The following is a 16,683-nucleotide window of genomic DNA, read 5'->3' on the forward strand; positions in this document are numbered from 1 at the left end:
CTCTCACTTGGACTGAACAGAACACTAAGCTGCGGAAAAATGCGAGACTCCTGCGGGAAAGGAACAGTCTGAAGACCCCGCAGCGAGCGGTCTTTGTGAGCGAGGAGGCTGAAGCGTTCCCCGCGGAAAGCGAGTATTTTTCCGCAGCGACGAACCAGCACTTAACTCCGATAGAATTGGAGTAAGACATTCCAAAAGTTACGTCGCAGTTTACATCGACTACGAGGTTAAAAAGCATCAATCTTACGAAAAGAGCCTTTTGAAAAATTGTTGCTCTTTTTTCTTTTCCGGTATAAACTATAAGTAGCATGGTGAGGAGTTGGATTTTATGGATATACGGGGGCTGCAAACATACATACAACAACAAGCATTGGCAACCATGACATCATCGGTATCCGACAACAGTACAGGAAAAACGCCAATCACAGACGTGACGTTCAAGCTGATGCTCCAGCAGCAGATAGGAAACAATACCCCAGTTGATCGGGGGGCATCATCTTTCAGTACCCCCATGAATGCTGGGACAAATCATTCGTGGACAGATTCATTACCGGAAACGTCCAGCCGGCCAAATCGTGACATAAACAGTAACTTGCCTTTAACAGCAGCCAAAACCGATATGGCATCAACAGATAAGTTTGATCAATACATAACACAGGCTGCTGAAAAATATGGTATTGATCCGCACTTGATTCATTCGGTCATTCATGCAGAATCAAGTTATAACCCGAATGCGAAAAGTTATGCCGGCGCACAGGGACTTATGCAGCTCATGCCTGCAACGGCTTCAGATCTTGGTGTTACCAATGCCTATGACCCGGAACAGAATATCGACGGCGGGGCAAAGTATTTAAACCAAATGCTTAATAAATATAACGGCAATATTGAAATGGCGCTGGCCGCATACAATGCCGGCCCGGGTAATGTGGATAAGTACCAGGGGATACCGCCATTTAATGAAACACAGCAATACGTTGAAAAGGTTATGAATCGTTTATTTGGCATAGGGATTATGTTTGGAAAACACCTGGAATTGAAATTCAGGTGTTTTTAGTTTTCCTTTATTAAGAGGATGCCAATCGCAGGTTACGTGTGCGGGATGTCATCCATCGCTGATACTTTCCTGAAGATATAACAATAGCACACCAAAACATTTGGCATGCTACTGTTCCGCATTTATTCAAATCCAACCCGATTAACCGAGTTTTATTTCTTTCACTTTATCTGCATCCAGTTTCTTAATCGTTGCGACGATCAGTTTTACCGCATTTTCAAAATCATCACGATGCAGAATCGCAGCATGTGAATGAATATAGCGTGTTGCAATTGTGATTGATAAGGACGGAACGCCGTCTGCAGTTAAATGAATTGAACCGGAATCTGTTCCACCACCTGCCATCGATGCAAATTGGTACGGGATATTTTGTTCATCTGCCGTATCGACAACTATATCGCGGACACCCTTATTCGGCACCATAGACGCATCATAAATAATGATTTGCGGTCCTTTGCCGAGTTCGCTGTCTGCATCCTTATCAGAAACACCTGGCATGTCACCGGCAATGCCAACATCAACGCCAAAGCCGATATCCGGCTGGATGGCATGAGCTGATGTACGGGCACCACGCAGACCAACCTCTTCCTGAATCGTTCCGACACCATAAACGGTGTTAGGGTGCTTTTCACCTTTCAGCTGCTTGAGCACTTCAATCGCAATCGCGCAGCCAATCCGGTTATCCCAGGCTTTAGCCATCAGCATTTTCTCATTCTTCATTTGCGTGAATTCAAAGTAAGGAACAATGGAATCACCAGGGCGGACCCCAAATTCCTTTGCTTCCTCCCTGTTTGATGCGCCGATATCAATAAACATATTTTTAATTTCCACAGGTTTTTTACGTTCTTCGGCAGTTAATACATGCGGTGGTTTGGAGCCAATCAGACCGGTTATATCACCACGAGCCGTCATAATGGTTACACGTTGGGCCAGCATCACCTGATTCCACCATCCACCGACAGTCTGGAAGTAAACAAAACCTTTGTCATCGATTCGTGTCACCATGAAACCGACCTCATCCAAGTGACCGGCCACCATAATTTTCGGCCCGTTTTCCTCACCGGATTTTCTCGCAATCAGGCTTCCCAGGTTATCCGTATACACGTCATCGGCATAAGGGGAAATATATTTCGCCATCATTTCTCTTGGTTCTTTTTCATCTCCGGGAATACCGCGTGCATCTGTCAAATCTTTTAACATTGTATTCGTTTCGTCTAAATCTGGCATATGTATGAACCTCCTTATATTATCCTTTATCATTATAACGCTAACACTGAAAATGACAAAATATTTTTAACTAATAACCCTGATTTTGACGTTCATAATTGATCTCATTCTTTCTTAAATAGGCATCTTTGACAGCCTGTTCATCAAAACCAAGCACGATTCCCAGCTGTACATAGTTTTCAAACAGCTTTTTATAATTTTTATCTGATGGTTCCCGGTAGAATGAAATACATGAATCGTATACACGATTAAACTGGCCTGTTTCATCTATTTCACCAGGTTTAACCGCTTCGGAATCATACCTGAATCCTTTTTCCAGTCCCAATGATAAAATAAAATGAATACCGTCAACATATTCTTCCAAAATAATGGTTTGTTTATTCCTCGGCTTCATGCTCCAAAACTTAAAGCACCTTGTTTCATTGGCGAGCTCACCCAACTCCACAAGTAACGCCAAATACTTCTCACGGAATATGTCCTTGTCCGACAGATCATACTGCGACTCAATATAAGTATCCAATTGCTTCTGCATCGTATATAATGATGACCAATTCATTTGCCTAACCCCATTTCACTTATTTAATATTAATTGTAGCATGAAATCACAATAATAGTGAAACCTGTCGGAAAGCTGAAACGTACTTATAATATCAAAACGTAACAGGGAGACGGTAGATATGATTGTTCTCTTATTCCGATTACTTATTCTCATAGCCCTCGCTCTACTCGTCTATACGATTATTCAATATCTTCGGAATCCGAACAGACAACTGCAAATTGCTAAGGCTGCCAATACGTTCTATATGGTGGATGACCAGGATAATGCCAAAAAAAATATCCAATTTACGTACAAAAGCTGTTTGTTTGAAGGTGAAAAGTACATCGGTGCCACGGAAGATTCATTTGAGGTAGTCGACATCCATATATTCGCCCGTGATACCGATGATCTGGAAGGCATAACACGCGATGATTTATATTTTATTGAAAAAGAATTACTGATTCGCTATCCCCATGCCGCCATTACGTGGAAATATCCAATTAATAAATTGATCTTAACTACGATTGATTAAGGCTGTTTTCCCAAAGGTTGTTGTGTTACCCGCAAAAACCCAATACTGCGATGTTATGTGCGGATCTTGGTGTATCCCATTCAGGAAGTCTCTTGAGTCTGCAGGTGGAAATACGCGTAGACTCCAGCGGGAGAAAAGGCCTCGATGAGATCCCGCAGTGCACACACTGTTTGAGTCAGTTTATATCGAATACGAGGATTAAAAGCAGCAAACTTTACGGAAAGAAATGCGCACCCGCCGGTAGGGTGCGCATTTCATCATGTACTGACCTGGAAAAAGTCGTTCCATTTTATAATAATTTCTTTCCTCCGTAGAATGTAGAGGAATGGTATAATACGAATAAAAACATGAGAATGTAAAATGGAGATAAGCTTGATATCGATTGACCAACAGATGTATAGACAAACGCCAGTGGAATATTTGACCAGTAAGGAAGACTTTGGTATATCCTGAAGTTCTCCGATATTTCAATCAGACATAATGATAACAAATGAAAGTGAATAAAGGACGAGCCTTAGAAGGGCAATTGGTGACGTTTGTGAATTCAGAACTGTTCCATTATTTCCGCTTCAAATGTACAAGCTTTTCAAACGTTTGGGGCATCCAGCGAATAACAGTATAAAAAAATGATTACTGGATAACGTAATACCAATGAGGGAGTATAATGTACCGGCCACAGCTCCGAAAGAACCCACTGAATACATATAAAGCACCGGAGAAAAATAATGGCCTTAATAGTGGAAACTGATAAATAGTATCTGTTTCAATAAACGCCATTATATTAAGTGCCAACTGCTCCATGACTTACCTCCTTTACTCACCTCTCTTCCATACACCAATACATGTTTATGACATGAGACGAGCTTTTATGACAGGATATTAAACAAAGCAACTGAAATAAACTGGATTATAATAAGAATCATTTCTATAGTGCTTAATCATACACAAAATAATGACTAAAGGTGCGGTGAAACACCTCCTGAAACAGCAATAATTTCTCCTGTAATATAGTCGGATTGGTTACTTGCTAAAAATAATGCTGTATTTGCAACATCTTCAGGCTTGCCTAATCTTTTTAGTAACGTTCTGTCACGGTAATAATCCAGAGTTTCTTTGTCCATTCTATCCAAAACAGAAGTTTGTATGACTGCAGGAGCTATACAATTAACATTTATATATGGCCCTAACTCCATAGCGGCTGTTTTCGTAAAAGATGCTACAGCCGCTTTAGCTGCTCCATAATCTGCGTAGCCAGGTTCTCCGGCAAAGTTAATTGATGAGATGTTGATGATTTTGCCACTTTCACTTTCAATCATTTGTGGTGCTATTAATTTAATACAATTAATACCGCCTTTCAGATTCAAATCCATTGTTTGGTCCCAGCGTTCGTTTTCCATTTCCAGTATTGGCTGATCCATTTTTTTGGCACGTATTCCTCCAACTATGTTAACCAAAATATCAATTTTTTTATATATCCCAATTGCTTTATTAACAACCTCTTTAATTTCTTTTTTATTAAGTACGTCACTGCGCAAATAAAAAATATTTTTGTTGCTACCATTTTCATCAGTAAGCATATCTATGGTTTGAAGTAATCTGTTCTCGGAAATATCAGTCAGGACTAATTTTGCGTCTTCTTCATAGAACCTTTTTGCAATAGCCTTACCCATTGGACCACCAGCACCTGTTATCATGACAACCTTGCTTTTTAAGTCCATTACAGTCACCCCTTTTTAATGATCAATCGTTTCAAATTATGTCTATCTTATTGTTCACACTAGCCAAGCATACTGTGTCCTCCATTAACACTGATGACCTGACCGGTGATCCAATCGGAATCGTCGGACAACAAAAATAAAATAGTTTCTGCAACATCATTTACAGATCCAAGTTTTTTTAACGGATACTGTTTCACAATTTTGTTCATCGTTTCGTCATCAAAATCAAATGTGCCTTGATCGATTAAACCTAAAGAAGCCGTATTACATTGGATATTATCGTTTCCCACTTCCCTCGCCAGTGATTTCATAAAGCCGATTGTTCCATTTCTTGCTGCACCTGAAACGATTAAATGTCTATCTCCAGTCCGTGCTGAGTCTCCGACAATATTGATAAACTTTCCTTGCTTTTTGTCCTTCATTGAAGGCACAAACGTATATGCTAGGTTTAATACACCATTAAAGCAAACATCAATTTCCCGTTGCCATTCCTCTGGTTTATATTTAAAAAATGACTTCATCTGTGCCCATCCGGCATTGTTCACAAGTCCATCAATGTGACCAAAATCCTTGTCAAGCTGAACCTTCATTTGCTGTACATCATTGTAAATCGCGATATCTCCTTTAACTGTTATCGCATTTACCCCAAGTTCACGGATATCTTTTGCTGTTCGTAAGGCTTCTTCCTCTGATCCCAAATAATGTACAGCAATGTTTGCCCCTTTACTTGCGGCATTCAATGCGATACCGCTCCCTATTCCTTTTGCAGCACCTGTGATAAGTATATTTTTCCCTTGCAGTTCTTTCGTCAAAATCATCAGCTCCCTAAGTTAATGCTAAAAAGAAGTGGAGGATTCACCCACACTTCTCTTCTCTTTTCTTTTGATTACATTAGAACAATGAAGCAATTCTTTTATTTCCCGCTAAAAACTGCTGCCCTTTTTTCCAAAAAAGCTTGTGTTCCTTCTTTTTTATCATTTGTTCCGTATAATACGGCCTGTACAAGGTTTTCAATCACCAATGCTGTATCCATGTCGGAATCATACCCTTTATTGACTGCAATTTTTGCCATTTGTACGGCTAATGGTCCTTTTTGAATAATTCGATTCGCTTTATCTTTTGCCGTTTCAAACAGAGTCTCCTGAGATACAATTTTGGATACCAGTCCAAGCTGTTTCGCCTCTTCCGCAAGTAAAAATTCTCCTGTTAAAATCATATCCAATGCTTTACCTTTTCCTGCAATCCTGGATAGACGCTGCGTACCACCTGCGCCAGGAATAACTCCCAAATTTAACTCAGGTAAGCCCAATTTAACATTCTCTGAGGCAATGCGGATATCACATGCTAAAGCAAGTTCAAAGCCGCCGCCTAATGCATATCCATTAATAGCAGCAATTGTTGCTTTTTTGCTGTTTTCAATCTGCCGATACACGTCAGACATACTTTCCGCTGCAAATGCATCTATGGATTCTCTTTTTTCGAGCTGGTTAATATCGGCTCCTGCAGCAAACGCTTTTTCACCTGCACCGGTAAAAATAATGACACCGATATTATCATCTGCTTCAATTACCTCCAATGCAGATAACATTTCTTTTACCGTTTCCCCATTCAACGCATTTCGTACTTCCGGGCGATTCAGTGTAATTGAAGCAACTCTGTCCTCTTTACTTAATAAGATATTGTTATACGCCATTTTACTTACCCCCATTTTGATAACTACGCTGCAGCTGACCGGCTATAATATTTTTCTGGATTTCTGATGTACCCTCATAAATTCTAGTAATTCGAGCATCACGATAGAAACGCTCGATAGGATATTCCGATATATAACCGATTCCCCCATGAATTTGTAAAGCCTTATCAGCTACACGATTGTATGTCTCGGAACCCATTAATTTTACCATTGCCGCCTCTTTAATTACTTTTTCATTTCGATCTACCATCGATGCCACCCGATAAACAAATGACCTGAGAGCTTCAATTTCCATCGCCATCTCCGCTATATAATGTTGAATAATTTGCTGTTCAAAAATCGGTTTGCCAAATTGAACTCGTTCCTGGGCAAAATCAATGGACATCTCCAGTAATTTATCACTGGATCCTAAATTCCTTGCTGCCATGCCGGCTCTTCCGTTGGCAAGAATTTTCAAGGCATTGATGTAACCCTGTCCAACCTCTCCCAAAACATTCTCTTCCGGGACCTCACAGTCTTCAAAGAAAACCTCGGAAGAATGGGATCCATGCAAGCCCATTTTATCTTCTATCTTGCCTATTTCCAGACCCGGTGTATCTCTTTCGACAATGAAAGACGTTATTCCTTTTGTCCCTTTATCCGGATCAGTTACAGCCATTACTGTAAAAATACCAGCTATTGGGGCGTTGGTAATATAATGTTTGCTACCATTTAAAATATACTTATCGCCTTTTTTTACAGCTACTGTTTTTAAATTGGATGCTTCTGAGCCTGCACTCGGTTCTGTCAATGCAAAAGCGCCTATATTTTCTCCGGAAGCCATATACGGTAAGTATTTGCGTTTTTGTTCCTCGGTACCGAGTTCGGAAATTCCGACACCGCCAATTCCTGTATGACCTCCTATGACAGTTGTATAACCATTATGTGTTCTTCCAATCTCTTCAAGCACCGCACATTTTGCAAGCATACTTAACCCAAGCCCGCCAAATTCTTCAGGAACACTTAAGCCGAACAATCCCATTTCTTTTGATTTCTCCATGATTTTTTCAGGAATATCATTTTCCTGTTCAATTTTCATAGCATTGGGTTCTACTTCATTATCGATAAAATGACGAATACCTTCTTTTAACTCCTGGACTTCTTCTGGAAGCTCAAAACTCATCGATTATACCCCTTTCAGTTCAGGTGAATGTAAACAGGTCGAGATATACTTCCTGCTTACCCGCTAAACGTTTATTGTCTGAACAATCATTCATAATCATAAAAGCCGTGTCCGGACTTTCTTCCTAATCTCCCCGACTTTACATACTTGGTAAGGATCGGTGATGGACGGTATTTTTCACCCAAATGATAATAAAGATATTCCATATTCCGCAGTCTGCTGTCCAACCCAACCAAATCAGCCATCTCCAAAGGCCCCATTGGATGATTAAGTCCCAGTTTAATTCCTTTATCAATATCTTCTGCTGATGCTACACCCTCCATCAACATATTCATTGCTTCATTTCCAATAATGCAATTCATCCGGCTCGTCACAAAACCTGGAAATTCGTTTACCTCAACAGTTTCTTTTCCCATTTTTTCAGCAACTGTATTAATTACCTCCACAGTTTCATCCGACGTATCCATTCCGCGAATGATTTCTATTAATTTCATACGGTGCACAGGATTAAAAAAGTGCATGGCGACAAACTTATCCGGCTGCTTTGTTGTCGCACCAATCTCAGTTGGACTCATCGTAGAAGTATTAGTTGCTAAAATGGCATTTCCGGGTCCCGCTTCATTTACTTGTTTGAATACATCAATTTTTACATCCATCTTTTCTATAACTGCTTCAATAACTAAATCCTTTCTTTTTACAGCCTCTTGCAAATCAAGGGTATACGTGATATTTTCATTGATTATTTTTTTCTGTTCTATGTTGATGTAGCCTTTATCAGCACTCTTTTTTGCCAAACTCTGAATATATGCTTTTGCATTTTCGATAGATTGCTCGGATATATCCTGTAGATGAATAAAAAACCCTGCTAAAGCAGCCTGATATGCAATCCCGCGGCCCATCGTACCACTGCCGATAACAGCAATATGTTTTACCATGGTTGTCCTCTCCTTCATATGTCTGTAATATCCTACACTTGACAGTTCTCAAAAATCGTACTAATTCCCATACCGCCACCGATACATACGTGACAAGACCATATTTTCACCACCCGTTCTTTCATTTCATGCAGAAGTTTCGTGGTTAAAATGGCGGTAGCACTAAAGGGTGACCTAGCGCAATCGCTCCTCCATTCACATTCACCTTATTCAAATCAGCATTTACTCTCGCAGCACGACTATCGATTGCGCTGAAAGCCTCATTTAGTTCTATCAGATCGATATCACCAAAGACATTTTGCTCTTTTTATGCCAAATTAGTAGAACGACCGGTCCATCCCAATAATTGTCAGGGAAACACCGCTACTGCCTGAGAGACGACTTTTGCTTTTGGCTTCACACTATATTTGTCAACAGCTTCCTCAGACATAACCATAACAACGGAAGCACCGTCGTTTCGTCCACTGCTGTTCCCGGCAGTAACAGAGCCGTTTTCTTTAAAAACAGGACGTAATTTGCTGAGCTTTTCTATATTTGTAGAACGTGGATGCTCATCTGTTTTGAAAATATTTATCGATTTTCGTTCCTTAACTTCGTAGGGAATAATTTCTTTTTCAAATTTCCCCTCTTCAACGGCTGCCTTTGCAAGCTCCTGGCTTCTCAGAGCAAACTCATCCTGTTCTTCCCGGGAAATAGCATACCTATCAGCTAAATTTTCAGCAGTCAACCCCATTGTCAAATTGCCATATTCTTCAATTGGCTGGGCACGCTGCTGACTCTCAGTGTTTGAATCCACTAACTCTGTATTACCTGTTCCAATCCCATATCTTGCATTCCTAATATAAAATGGTGCCGTACTCATGGATTCCACGCCGCCGGCAATAATGACGTCACCAATACTTCCATTTATTTGCAATGCGGCATTGTTAATCGCTTGTAATGCAGAACCACATTGGTCGGTGAACGGGTATTACCCCGGCACTTTTAACAGGGAGATTTGCCCGTAACGTAGCAAGTTCTGGCGATATTTGGATTATCTGCACTTTGTTTTGTATGACCAAGAATAACTTCATCGACATGTTCTTTATCTATTTTTATCCGTCTCGTCATTTCACCAATTACCTTGGCCGCCAGATATTCAGCTGGAACATCTTTTAATGATCCACCCATTTTCCCGACCGCTGTTCGAACAGAATCAATTATATATGCTTCTCCCATAATTCTCCTCCTAACTGGAACGAATATCAGGTTCACGTCCCAACATAATCCAGCTGGGACGTTGCTACTGCTTCCTGGTCTCTAGGCCATTGTTAGTCCGCCATTCACTGATAACGTCTGACCTGTTATATAGTCAGCTTCCTGTGACGCGAAATAAGCGACTGCATTTGCGATGTCCTCTGCCTCTGCAAGACGCCTAAAGGGAATTGCTTTTTCCAGTGCTTTAACAATTCCATCATTATATGAACAATTTCGTCATAGCGGCGTGTTTGCTCGGACCCGGGGCGATACAATTCATTCAATTTATGTTTTAGCCATCTCTCTGGCCATTGTTTTGTGATGCAACGATACCACCCTTTTGCGGCAGATACGCCTCTCCACTGGATCCAACTCTTGCTGAATCGGAAGCAATATTACCACTTTACTGACCATTTTCATCATGATCGGTAAATTGCCTTACACGTATGGGATTTTGTCCCATTAATAATTATCCACGATGGTTCTTTCCATGGTGTCTGGTTCACTCTTCAGAACGGTTCCACTTTATCCATCCGGCATATTTACTAGAATATCAATCTTGGCCATATTGATTTACTGATTCACTGACCGATTCTTCACACTTTCAAGTGTTCGTAACATAGACAGCGTTCGCTTCCACATTATCTTTTTCCAGTATTGAAACAGTCTTCTCCGCTTTTTCCATATTGATATCTGCGACAATAATTTGTGCACCTTTAGCTCCCAGTTTTCTCGCAATCTCTTCCATACCACTTCCTGCTCCGGTAACGATGCAACTTCTTCATGTTCCCTCATAAATATATTAATAGTATGCGTTCAGCAGCTTATATCGAGATTTTGTCCTGAACTTATGCTTTCGTATGACCCATCTGCTCTTGTATTTGCTCACGCAATCGGAACTTTTGAATTTTACCACTTGGCGTGCGAGGGAAGTCGCCAACAACTTCCAGATGCTCCGGCCAATATTGCTTTGCCACCTTTTTATCCTCTAAAAATTTCTGCATCTCCTGAAAAGTTAATGCATCTTTACCGGATTTCATACTTATAAATGCACAAGCTTTCTCCTGAAGACGTTTATCTGGCATGGCAATAATCTGAGCAACCGAAATGTCCGGATGTTCATGTAAAACATTTTCCAAATAGGCTACCGGAATGTTTTCTCCGCCACGGATAATGACGTCCTTATCCCTGCCAGTAATACGAACATATCCATCTTGATCAATCGTTGCCCGGTCCCCGGTAATAAACCAGCCATTTTCATGCTCAGCTTCCGTTATATCCATTTGTTTCAGGTAACCTACAAATTGTGCAGGGCCACTGGCAAGTAATGACCCTTCAATGTCAGGCGGACATATTTCCCCGGTTTCATCCACTACTTTAATTTCCATGCCCGGGAAGGAATAGCCATCAGTACCGGTTATTTTTTCATCTGAATCATTCAATCCTGTCAATGTCACCAACCCATTTTCGGTTTGTCCCCAGCCGGAGATAATTTTGAACCCCACTTTTTCATTTGCCTCTTTTACAAGCGGGCGGGGTATTGGTGCGCCTAATGATACAAATGCGCGGAATGAATGAATATCCTCATTTTCGATCCCATCGACGCTAATCATATCCTGTAAAAATGGTGTAGCACTTGCAGTAAATGTAATCTTTTCTTTTTTAATCCATTCTACAAACTCGTGCGGATTCCAAATGTCCTGGTATACGGCTGTCATGCCAACATGAGTCGGTAATCGGACACCATAACCAAAACCGGTTTGATGTGCAAACGTTGAAGCCATAAACATGACATCGTCAGCAGTCAGTTTCAAACGGTCGACCCAATAATCGGTTGATACACAAAGGGTATTATGTGTATGCATAACCCCTTTTGGATTACCGGTCGTACCAGAAGTGAAAATAATTTCTGTAATATCATTGGGATCAAGATCGACACTATCCAAAACAGACACATCATATTTTTCTTCCCACGGTTCTTCAAATAAATCAGAAAGCGGTTTCATTTCATCCGGAATATCTTCACCTTTCACAAAAATGTGTTTCAGTGCAGGCCAGCCGTCTCTCAATCGTTGGATCATTTCCGGGTAATTGAAATTTCGAAATGTATCGGGAATTACAATCATCTTAGATTCAGCCATCTCGACCATATATTTTATTTCCCTGTCACGGTAAATTGGAATTAATGGATTTGTGATGGCCCCGATTCTTGTTGCAGCATAATGCAGAACGATAAATTCATTCCAGTTTGGTAGCTGCAAAGAGATGACATCTCCTTTTTCAATTCCGTATGCCATTAAACCTAAAGCCACCCGATCCACCATCTCCCCTAATTCCTTAAAAGTGCAGCGACTTTTTTTATCAATAATTGCTGTTTTATCCGGGTTTTTTTCGATTGATTCATTTAAATAATTTAGAATCGTTTTATTCGGCCAAAGGTTCTGATATCTCTCGATATACTCATCCGTTAAAATCGTTTCAAATTTCATTCAAAGTCCCCCATCACTTTCTAAATTTGTTAAATTCAGCTTCCCGTTTTTCTAAAAATGCATTTTTTCCTTCTTCGGATTCCGGCGTGTTATAAAACATGGCCAGACTGCCCATAGCCAGTTGTTGTATTCCATGAATATTAGCAGAATCAGCATTAAACGAATATTTAAGCATTTTAATCGCTGTTGGACTCTTATCCAAAATCTTTTTCGCCCACTCCTCTGTTGCTTCTTCCAATTTGTCAGCAGGAACTACCTTATTAACAAGCCCCATCTCTTTAGATTCTTCAGCAGAGTATTTTTCACATAAGTACCAGATTTCTCTGGCTTTTTTTTCACCAACTATTCTTGCTAAATAAGCAGAACCAAAACCTGCATCATAACTGCCAACTGTAGGTCCAGCTTGACCAAATTTTGCGGTATCCGCTGCAATCGTCAGATCACAAATGACATGCAGTACATGCCCGCCACCTATTGCGTAACCATTAACAGATGCAATGACAGGCTTTGGAATGTTCCTTATTGTTTGGTGTAAATTTTCAACCTCTAAACCAATTCCACCTCCTAGTCCTCCAGAATAATCGTAACCACCCTCTTCACCTTTTTTGCTCTGATCACCGCCAACGCAAAATGCTTTTTCTCCTGATCCTGTCAGCGTTACAACGCCAATTCGATTATCGTCCCACGCATCTCTTATAGCCCAGATAAGTTCTTCTATTGTTTCAGCACGAAACGCATTTAAAACGTTAGGACGATTGATTGTGATCTTTGCAATTCCATCCGCTTTTTCATATAAAATATCTGTTAATTCCACCATAAAAAAACCTCCTGTTTTCTTAATATAATTCGTACAAGCTTTAAATTACTTAGACGGAGAAGCACTTTCATAAGAACGAAATTCTTTTCCAATAATATCTTTCGCTATAACCATTTGATTTGCCTGAGCCGTCCCATCACCTATTTCAAGACCGATAACATCTCTTAGGCGCTGTTCAAGCGGCATTTCTTTTGTATAGGCATAATGCCCATTTAATAATAAACATTCATGAATGGCTTCCTGGCTGCATTTCGGTCCAAGCCACTTTACTGATGCCGATTCCTTCGTATGTTTTAACTCCCGATCACGCAGCCATAGTCCCCGATAGGCCTGCCATTTTATCATTTCCAATTGTGTATGATGTGTGACAATCGGAAATGAAACGGCTTGATATGTTGCGAGCGGTTTCCCAAAAGAATGTCTCGTTTTCACATGTTCAATTGTCTCATCAATACTTTGAAATGCGGCTCCAAGACACTGTAAACCAATTAATAAACGGCTAAGGTCAAACCCATTCATAACCTGAGAAAAGCCCTTGTTTTCAAGCCCTATTAAGTATTCTTCGGGTACTTCAACGTCATTCAAATAAACCGAGCCTCTGCCGATCGGAACATTTCCCATATCCTCATAGCCCTTACACTCAACACCTGCAAGCTCTGCCGGCACAATAAATGCGCTAATACCGCGATTACCTTTTTCCGGATCTGTTTTCGCAAATACAATAAATGCATCCGCAGCTGTTGCGACACTAATTCCTGACTTTTCTCCATTCAATACATATGCATCGTTATTTTTCACTGCAGTTGCTTTGATTCCGGCGGCGTCAGTTCCCGCTGCAGGCTCAGTAATGGCTATTCCTAAAATTTTGTCACCGCTTGCAATTTCCGGAAGCCATTTCTGCTTCAGTTCTTCACTGGCATGATTGTTAATGATTTCACCAATTAACGAATTTAGCATGACCGCATATGTCAAATTGAAATCACCTCTGCCGATTTCCTCGGCGGCAATCCCGGTTGTTACACAGTCAGCACCGCTGCCACCGTATTCAACCGGAATTCTTAACCCATTTACACCTAAGTCACCAAGTTTTCTCCATAAATGTTTTGGTGTAATACCTTCTTTGTCCCATTTTGTATAATTTGGGAGTAATTCGTCTTTGGAAAAATCACTCAGCATTTTTCGAAAATATTCCTGTTCTTCTGTGAATGAAAAATTCAGCAATGGAATCACCTCTCAAATATAATTCTTGCAAAAATTATGCCAAATTTAAGCCTTGCTATAACAATGCTTTCATAACTCATTTCTTTGCATTTGCACTATTTTTCGCAATTCTGTTTCGCAAATTTGCGAAAAATAGTAATAAAAAATTAAGCCTATGCAATCGTAGGCTTATCAATACTATATTACTTAATATTATATTTTGCGATTTTACGGTACAAGCTGGCAACGTGAATTTTTAGTTTTTGAGCAGCCAAACTGCGGTCGCCGCCCGTTTCTTCCAGAACTTGTCGAATCGCATTGATTTCTGCTTTCCTTACCTCATCCTCTAAACTTTCTATGATTATGGAGTCTTTTTTGGTATCAGCTGCCGGTTCATTGAAAGACAGATATAGCAAATCCAGTGTCAATGTATCCCCTTCCACAATGAGCATACCCCGTTCAATATTTGCTTTTAATTCACGCACGTTTCCCGGCCAATGATAATGAAGGAACCAGTCTTCAAGCATCGAATCAATATAATTTACTTCCTTACCCAGTTTCTGATTAAAATAGTCAACGTACGAATAAGCTAATTGCATAATATCTTCCGGCCTTTTTCGCAGGGGAGGAATCTGCAAATCAAATACGTAAAGCCGATAAAATAAATCTTCTCTGAATTTGCCCTCATCCACCAGTGCTTTTAAATTGCGATTTGTCGCTGTAATGATTCGGATATCCACCTGTTTTGTTTTCGTTCCGCCCAGTCTTTCCACTTCTCTTTCCTGCAGGACACGCAGTAATTTTCCCTGTGTTTGATAGGATAACTCAGAAATTTCATCCAGAAATAATGTTCCATCATGGGCAAGTTCCAGCTTACCGGGTTTTCCTTCTTTCTTCGCCCCGCTGAAGGCCCCTGATTCATAACCAAAAAGCTCTGATTCAAATAATTCTTCAGGAATTGCTACACAATTAACAGCTACAAAAGGTTGGTTCTTCCTGGGACTCAACTGATGAATCGCTTGAGCGAATAATTCTTTCCCTGTTCCGCTTTCTCCGGTTAATAGAACAGTAGAATTATTAATGGCAATTTTCGATGCCAATTCTTTTACGCGTTCCATCATTGGACTGTCACCTATAATTTCCTCAAAGGTGTATAAATTTTGCTGAACTGAGGTTTTCTTGTATTTCTTCGACTCAATCGAGTTGAGAAATGAAACAATTTCATTAGGATCGACATTGTCGTGTCTGATTATCATCCGGTAAACCAAATGGGGCTCCTCAAATGTTTTTTTCACCAAACAGGAGTAACCAAAAATCGCAGCAAAAATAATGTTACTTTTGCTTTTTACAGAGCTATGTACGATGGAATAAATAGATTTTCCCAATAATTCTGTTTCTTTTTGCGAAAAGTTATGACAGAAATCTGGACTTGCATAAATGATCTTCTTACTTGCGTCCGTTTTAATATAACCCAATTCTTCTGTTTTTTTCGCATTAGATTTACTCGCTTTTTGCATTTATATCACCCATCATGTTTGATTCGATAACAAATAAACGACTACCTGGCCTTTAATAACCTCATTTCCATCCTGATCAAAACAAGTAACCTTCTCTGTAACCCAATTTCGTTCCAAATTTTTATCGATAATAACTAATTCCGCAGTAATTTCATCCCCAACGTAAACAGGTGAATAGAATACAAGGTCCTTCTGTAATAAAACACATGGAATTCCAGGCAGCTCAGTACTGATGACTTCAGTTATTAATCCCTCCGTCAACAAAGCCGGAACAATCGGATTAGCGTAATATTCTTTCCAGATATTCGCATTACTGTCATACACCGGGCTGAAATCATTCGTTAATTCACTGCTCAATTTTACATCCTTGTCAGTGAACGTCCTTTTCAGCCTGGCAGTTTGTCCTTTAAATAAATTTGTGATGGTCTTGGTCATGTTCATCCTCTTCTCTGCGTAAAAAATATTTGTAATATTAGTATATATGTTAGATGAGAAATTTTAAAGAGGCACAGAACGATAGTATTTTCATATTCAGTCAGACATTTTAAGGGGGCAAGGAGCCGGT

At 40.2% G+C, this 16,683-nt stretch carries 19 protein-coding genes; 2 read left to right on the forward strand and 17 right to left on the reverse strand.

Annotated elements, in window-relative coordinates:
- Positions 1-328: 328 nt before the first annotated feature.
- Complete coding sequence (locus Len3610_RS08465; protein WP_176447561.1) at positions 329-1,054, forward strand: lytic transglycosylase domain-containing protein; 726 nt, start codon at positions 329-331, stop codon at positions 1,052-1,054.
- Between the two features lie 141 nt (positions 1,055-1,195).
- Here Len3610_RS08465 and Len3610_RS08470 read toward each other — a convergent pair whose 3' ends face one another.
- Both Len3610_RS08470 and Len3610_RS08475 read right to left on the reverse strand, forming a co-directional pair.
- Positions 1,196-2,281, reverse strand: coding sequence for a M42 family metallopeptidase (locus Len3610_RS08470; RefSeq protein ID WP_176447562.1), 1,086 nt, complete (start codon positions 2,279-2,281; stop codon positions 1,196-1,198).
- 70 nt (positions 2,282-2,351) lie between these two features.
- Positions 2,352-2,837, reverse strand: coding sequence for a dUTP diphosphatase (locus Len3610_RS08475; protein WP_176447563.1), 486 nt, complete (start codon positions 2,835-2,837; stop codon positions 2,352-2,354).
- A 121-nt stretch (positions 2,838-2,958) separates the two neighbouring features.
- On the opposite strand from Len3610_RS08475, the gene Len3610_RS08480 reads away from it, so the two are divergent.
- Entirely contained in the window at positions 2,959-3,351 is a 393-nt protein-coding gene (locus Len3610_RS08480) for a sigma-w pathway protein ysdB (RefSeq protein ID WP_176447564.1), read from the forward strand.
- Positions 3,352-4,307: 956 nt separating this feature from the next.
- Here Len3610_RS08480 and Len3610_RS08485 read toward each other — a convergent pair.
- The 15 genes from Len3610_RS08485 to Len3610_RS08540 form a co-directional block, all read right to left on the reverse strand.
- The gene (locus tag Len3610_RS08485; protein WP_176447565.1) at positions 4,308-5,069 is read right to left on the reverse strand and encodes an SDR family NAD(P)-dependent oxidoreductase; all 762 of its coding nucleotides are present in this window, start codon (positions 5,067-5,069) and stop codon (positions 4,308-4,310) included.
- A 59-nt stretch (positions 5,070-5,128) separates the two neighbouring features.
- Entirely contained in the window at positions 5,129-5,881 is a 753-nt protein-coding gene (locus Len3610_RS08490) for an SDR family NAD(P)-dependent oxidoreductase (protein ID WP_176447566.1), read from the reverse strand.
- A 101-nt stretch (positions 5,882-5,982) separates the two neighbouring features.
- On the reverse strand, positions 5,983-6,762 hold the full coding sequence (locus tag Len3610_RS08495) for an enoyl-CoA hydratase/isomerase family protein (RefSeq protein WP_176447567.1): 780 nt from the start codon (positions 6,760-6,762) through the stop codon (positions 5,983-5,985).
- Position 6,763: 1 nt separating this feature from the next.
- Positions 6,764-7,924 carry an acyl-CoA dehydrogenase family protein gene (locus tag Len3610_RS08500; RefSeq protein ID WP_176447568.1) on the reverse strand — a complete coding sequence of 387 codons (1,161 nt, stop codon included), beginning with the start codon at positions 7,922-7,924 and terminating at the stop codon, positions 6,764-6,766.
- Positions 7,925-8,010: 86 nt separating this feature from the next.
- Positions 8,011-8,859, reverse strand: coding sequence for a 3-hydroxyacyl-CoA dehydrogenase NAD-binding domain-containing protein (locus tag Len3610_RS08505; RefSeq protein ID WP_176447569.1), 849 nt, complete (start codon positions 8,857-8,859; stop codon positions 8,011-8,013).
- A gap of 145 nt (positions 8,860-9,004) precedes the next feature.
- A complete protein-coding gene (locus Len3610_RS20830) occupies positions 9,005-9,142 on the reverse strand; it encodes a hypothetical protein (protein ID WP_369693688.1) in 138 nt (45 codons plus the stop codon).
- 66 nt (positions 9,143-9,208) lie between these two features.
- Positions 9,209-9,775, reverse strand: coding sequence for a thiolase family protein (locus tag Len3610_RS20835; RefSeq protein ID WP_255259847.1), 567 nt, complete (start codon positions 9,773-9,775; stop codon positions 9,209-9,211).
- Between the two features lie 68 nt (positions 9,776-9,843).
- Positions 9,844-10,077, reverse strand: coding sequence for a thiolase family protein (locus Len3610_RS20840; protein WP_255259848.1), 234 nt, complete (start codon positions 10,075-10,077; stop codon positions 9,844-9,846).
- Positions 10,078-10,158: 81 nt separating this feature from the next.
- Positions 10,159-10,308, reverse strand: coding sequence for an SDR family oxidoreductase (locus Len3610_RS20260; RefSeq protein ID WP_217994064.1), 150 nt, complete (start codon positions 10,306-10,308; stop codon positions 10,159-10,161).
- A gap of 391 nt (positions 10,309-10,699) precedes the next feature.
- Positions 10,700-10,843, reverse strand: a complete 144-nt coding sequence (locus Len3610_RS20265) for a hypothetical protein (protein WP_217994056.1) — start codon at positions 10,841-10,843, stop codon at positions 10,700-10,702.
- Between the two features lie 100 nt (positions 10,844-10,943).
- Positions 10,944-12,584, reverse strand: a complete 1,641-nt coding sequence (locus tag Len3610_RS08520) for an AMP-binding protein (RefSeq protein ID WP_176447570.1) — start codon at positions 12,582-12,584, stop codon at positions 10,944-10,946.
- Between the two features lie 13 nt (positions 12,585-12,597).
- Positions 12,598-13,401, reverse strand: a complete 804-nt coding sequence (gene menB / locus Len3610_RS08525; protein ID WP_255259849.1) for a 1,4-dihydroxy-2-naphthoyl-CoA synthase — start codon at positions 13,399-13,401, stop codon at positions 12,598-12,600.
- A 45-nt stretch (positions 13,402-13,446) separates the two neighbouring features.
- A complete protein-coding gene (locus tag Len3610_RS08530; RefSeq protein WP_255259850.1) occupies positions 13,447-14,622 on the reverse strand; it encodes an acyl-CoA dehydrogenase family protein in 1,176 nt (391 codons plus the stop codon).
- 182 nt (positions 14,623-14,804) lie between these two features.
- Entirely contained in the window at positions 14,805-16,118 is a 1,314-nt protein-coding gene (locus Len3610_RS08535; protein WP_176447571.1) for a sigma-54 interaction domain-containing protein, read from the reverse strand.
- A gap of 12 nt (positions 16,119-16,130) precedes the next feature.
- Complete coding sequence (locus Len3610_RS08540; protein WP_176447572.1) at positions 16,131-16,553, reverse strand: hotdog family protein; 423 nt, start codon at positions 16,551-16,553, stop codon at positions 16,131-16,133.
- Between the last annotated feature and the right edge of the window lie 130 nt (positions 16,554-16,683).

Origin of the sequence: Lentibacillus sp. CBA3610, from assembly GCF_013373365.1 — a bacterium.
GTDB lineage: Bacteria > Bacillota > Bacilli > Bacillales > Amphibacillaceae > Lentibacillus.

What these genes read in the sequence shown, in the direction of transcription:
- Len3610_RS08465 (WP_176447561.1), top strand. Translation starts at nt 329, where the DNA reads ATGGATATACGGGGGCTGCAAACATACATACAACAACAAGCATTGGCA.
- Len3610_RS08470 (WP_176447562.1), bottom strand. Translation starts at nt 2,281, where the DNA reads ATGCCAGATTTAGACGAAACGAATACAATGTTAAAAGATTTGACAGAT.
- Len3610_RS08475 (WP_176447563.1), bottom strand. Translation starts at nt 2,837, where the DNA reads ATGAATTGGTCATCATTATATACGATGCAGAAGCAATTGGATACTTAT.
- Len3610_RS08480 (WP_176447564.1), top strand. Translation starts at nt 2,959, where the DNA reads ATGATTGTTCTCTTATTCCGATTACTTATTCTCATAGCCCTCGCTCTA.
- Len3610_RS08485 (WP_176447565.1), bottom strand. Translation starts at nt 5,069, where the DNA reads ATGGACTTAAAAAGCAAGGTTGTCATGATAACAGGTGCTGGTGGTCCA.
- Len3610_RS08495 (WP_176447567.1), bottom strand. Translation starts at nt 6,762, where the DNA reads ATGGCGTATAACAATATCTTATTAAGTAAAGAGGACAGAGTTGCTTCA.
- Len3610_RS08500 (WP_176447568.1), bottom strand. Translation starts at nt 7,924, where the DNA reads ATGAGTTTTGAGCTTCCAGAAGAAGTCCAGGAGTTAAAAGAAGGTATT.
- Len3610_RS08505 (WP_176447569.1), bottom strand. Translation starts at nt 8,859, where the DNA reads ATGGTAAAACATATTGCTGTTATCGGCAGTGGTACGATGGGCCGCGGG.
- Len3610_RS20840 (WP_255259848.1), bottom strand. Translation starts at nt 10,077, where the DNA reads ATGGGAGAAGCATATATAATTGATTCTGTTCGAACAGCGGTCGGGAAA.
- Len3610_RS20265 (WP_217994056.1), bottom strand. Translation starts at nt 10,843, where the DNA reads ATGGAAGAGATTGCGAGAAAACTGGGAGCTAAAGGTGCACAAATTATT.
- Len3610_RS08520 (WP_176447570.1), bottom strand. Translation starts at nt 12,584, where the DNA reads ATGAAATTTGAAACGATTTTAACGGATGAGTATATCGAGAGATATCAG.
- menB (WP_255259849.1), bottom strand. Translation starts at nt 13,401, where the DNA reads ATGGTGGAATTAACAGATATTTTATATGAAAAAGCGGATGGAATTGCA.
- Len3610_RS08535 (WP_176447571.1), bottom strand. Translation starts at nt 16,118, where the DNA reads ATGCAAAAAGCGAGTAAATCTAATGCGAAAAAAACAGAAGAATTGGGT.
- Len3610_RS08540 (WP_176447572.1), bottom strand. Translation starts at nt 16,553, where the DNA reads ATGACCAAGACCATCACAAATTTATTTAAAGGACAAACTGCCAGGCTG.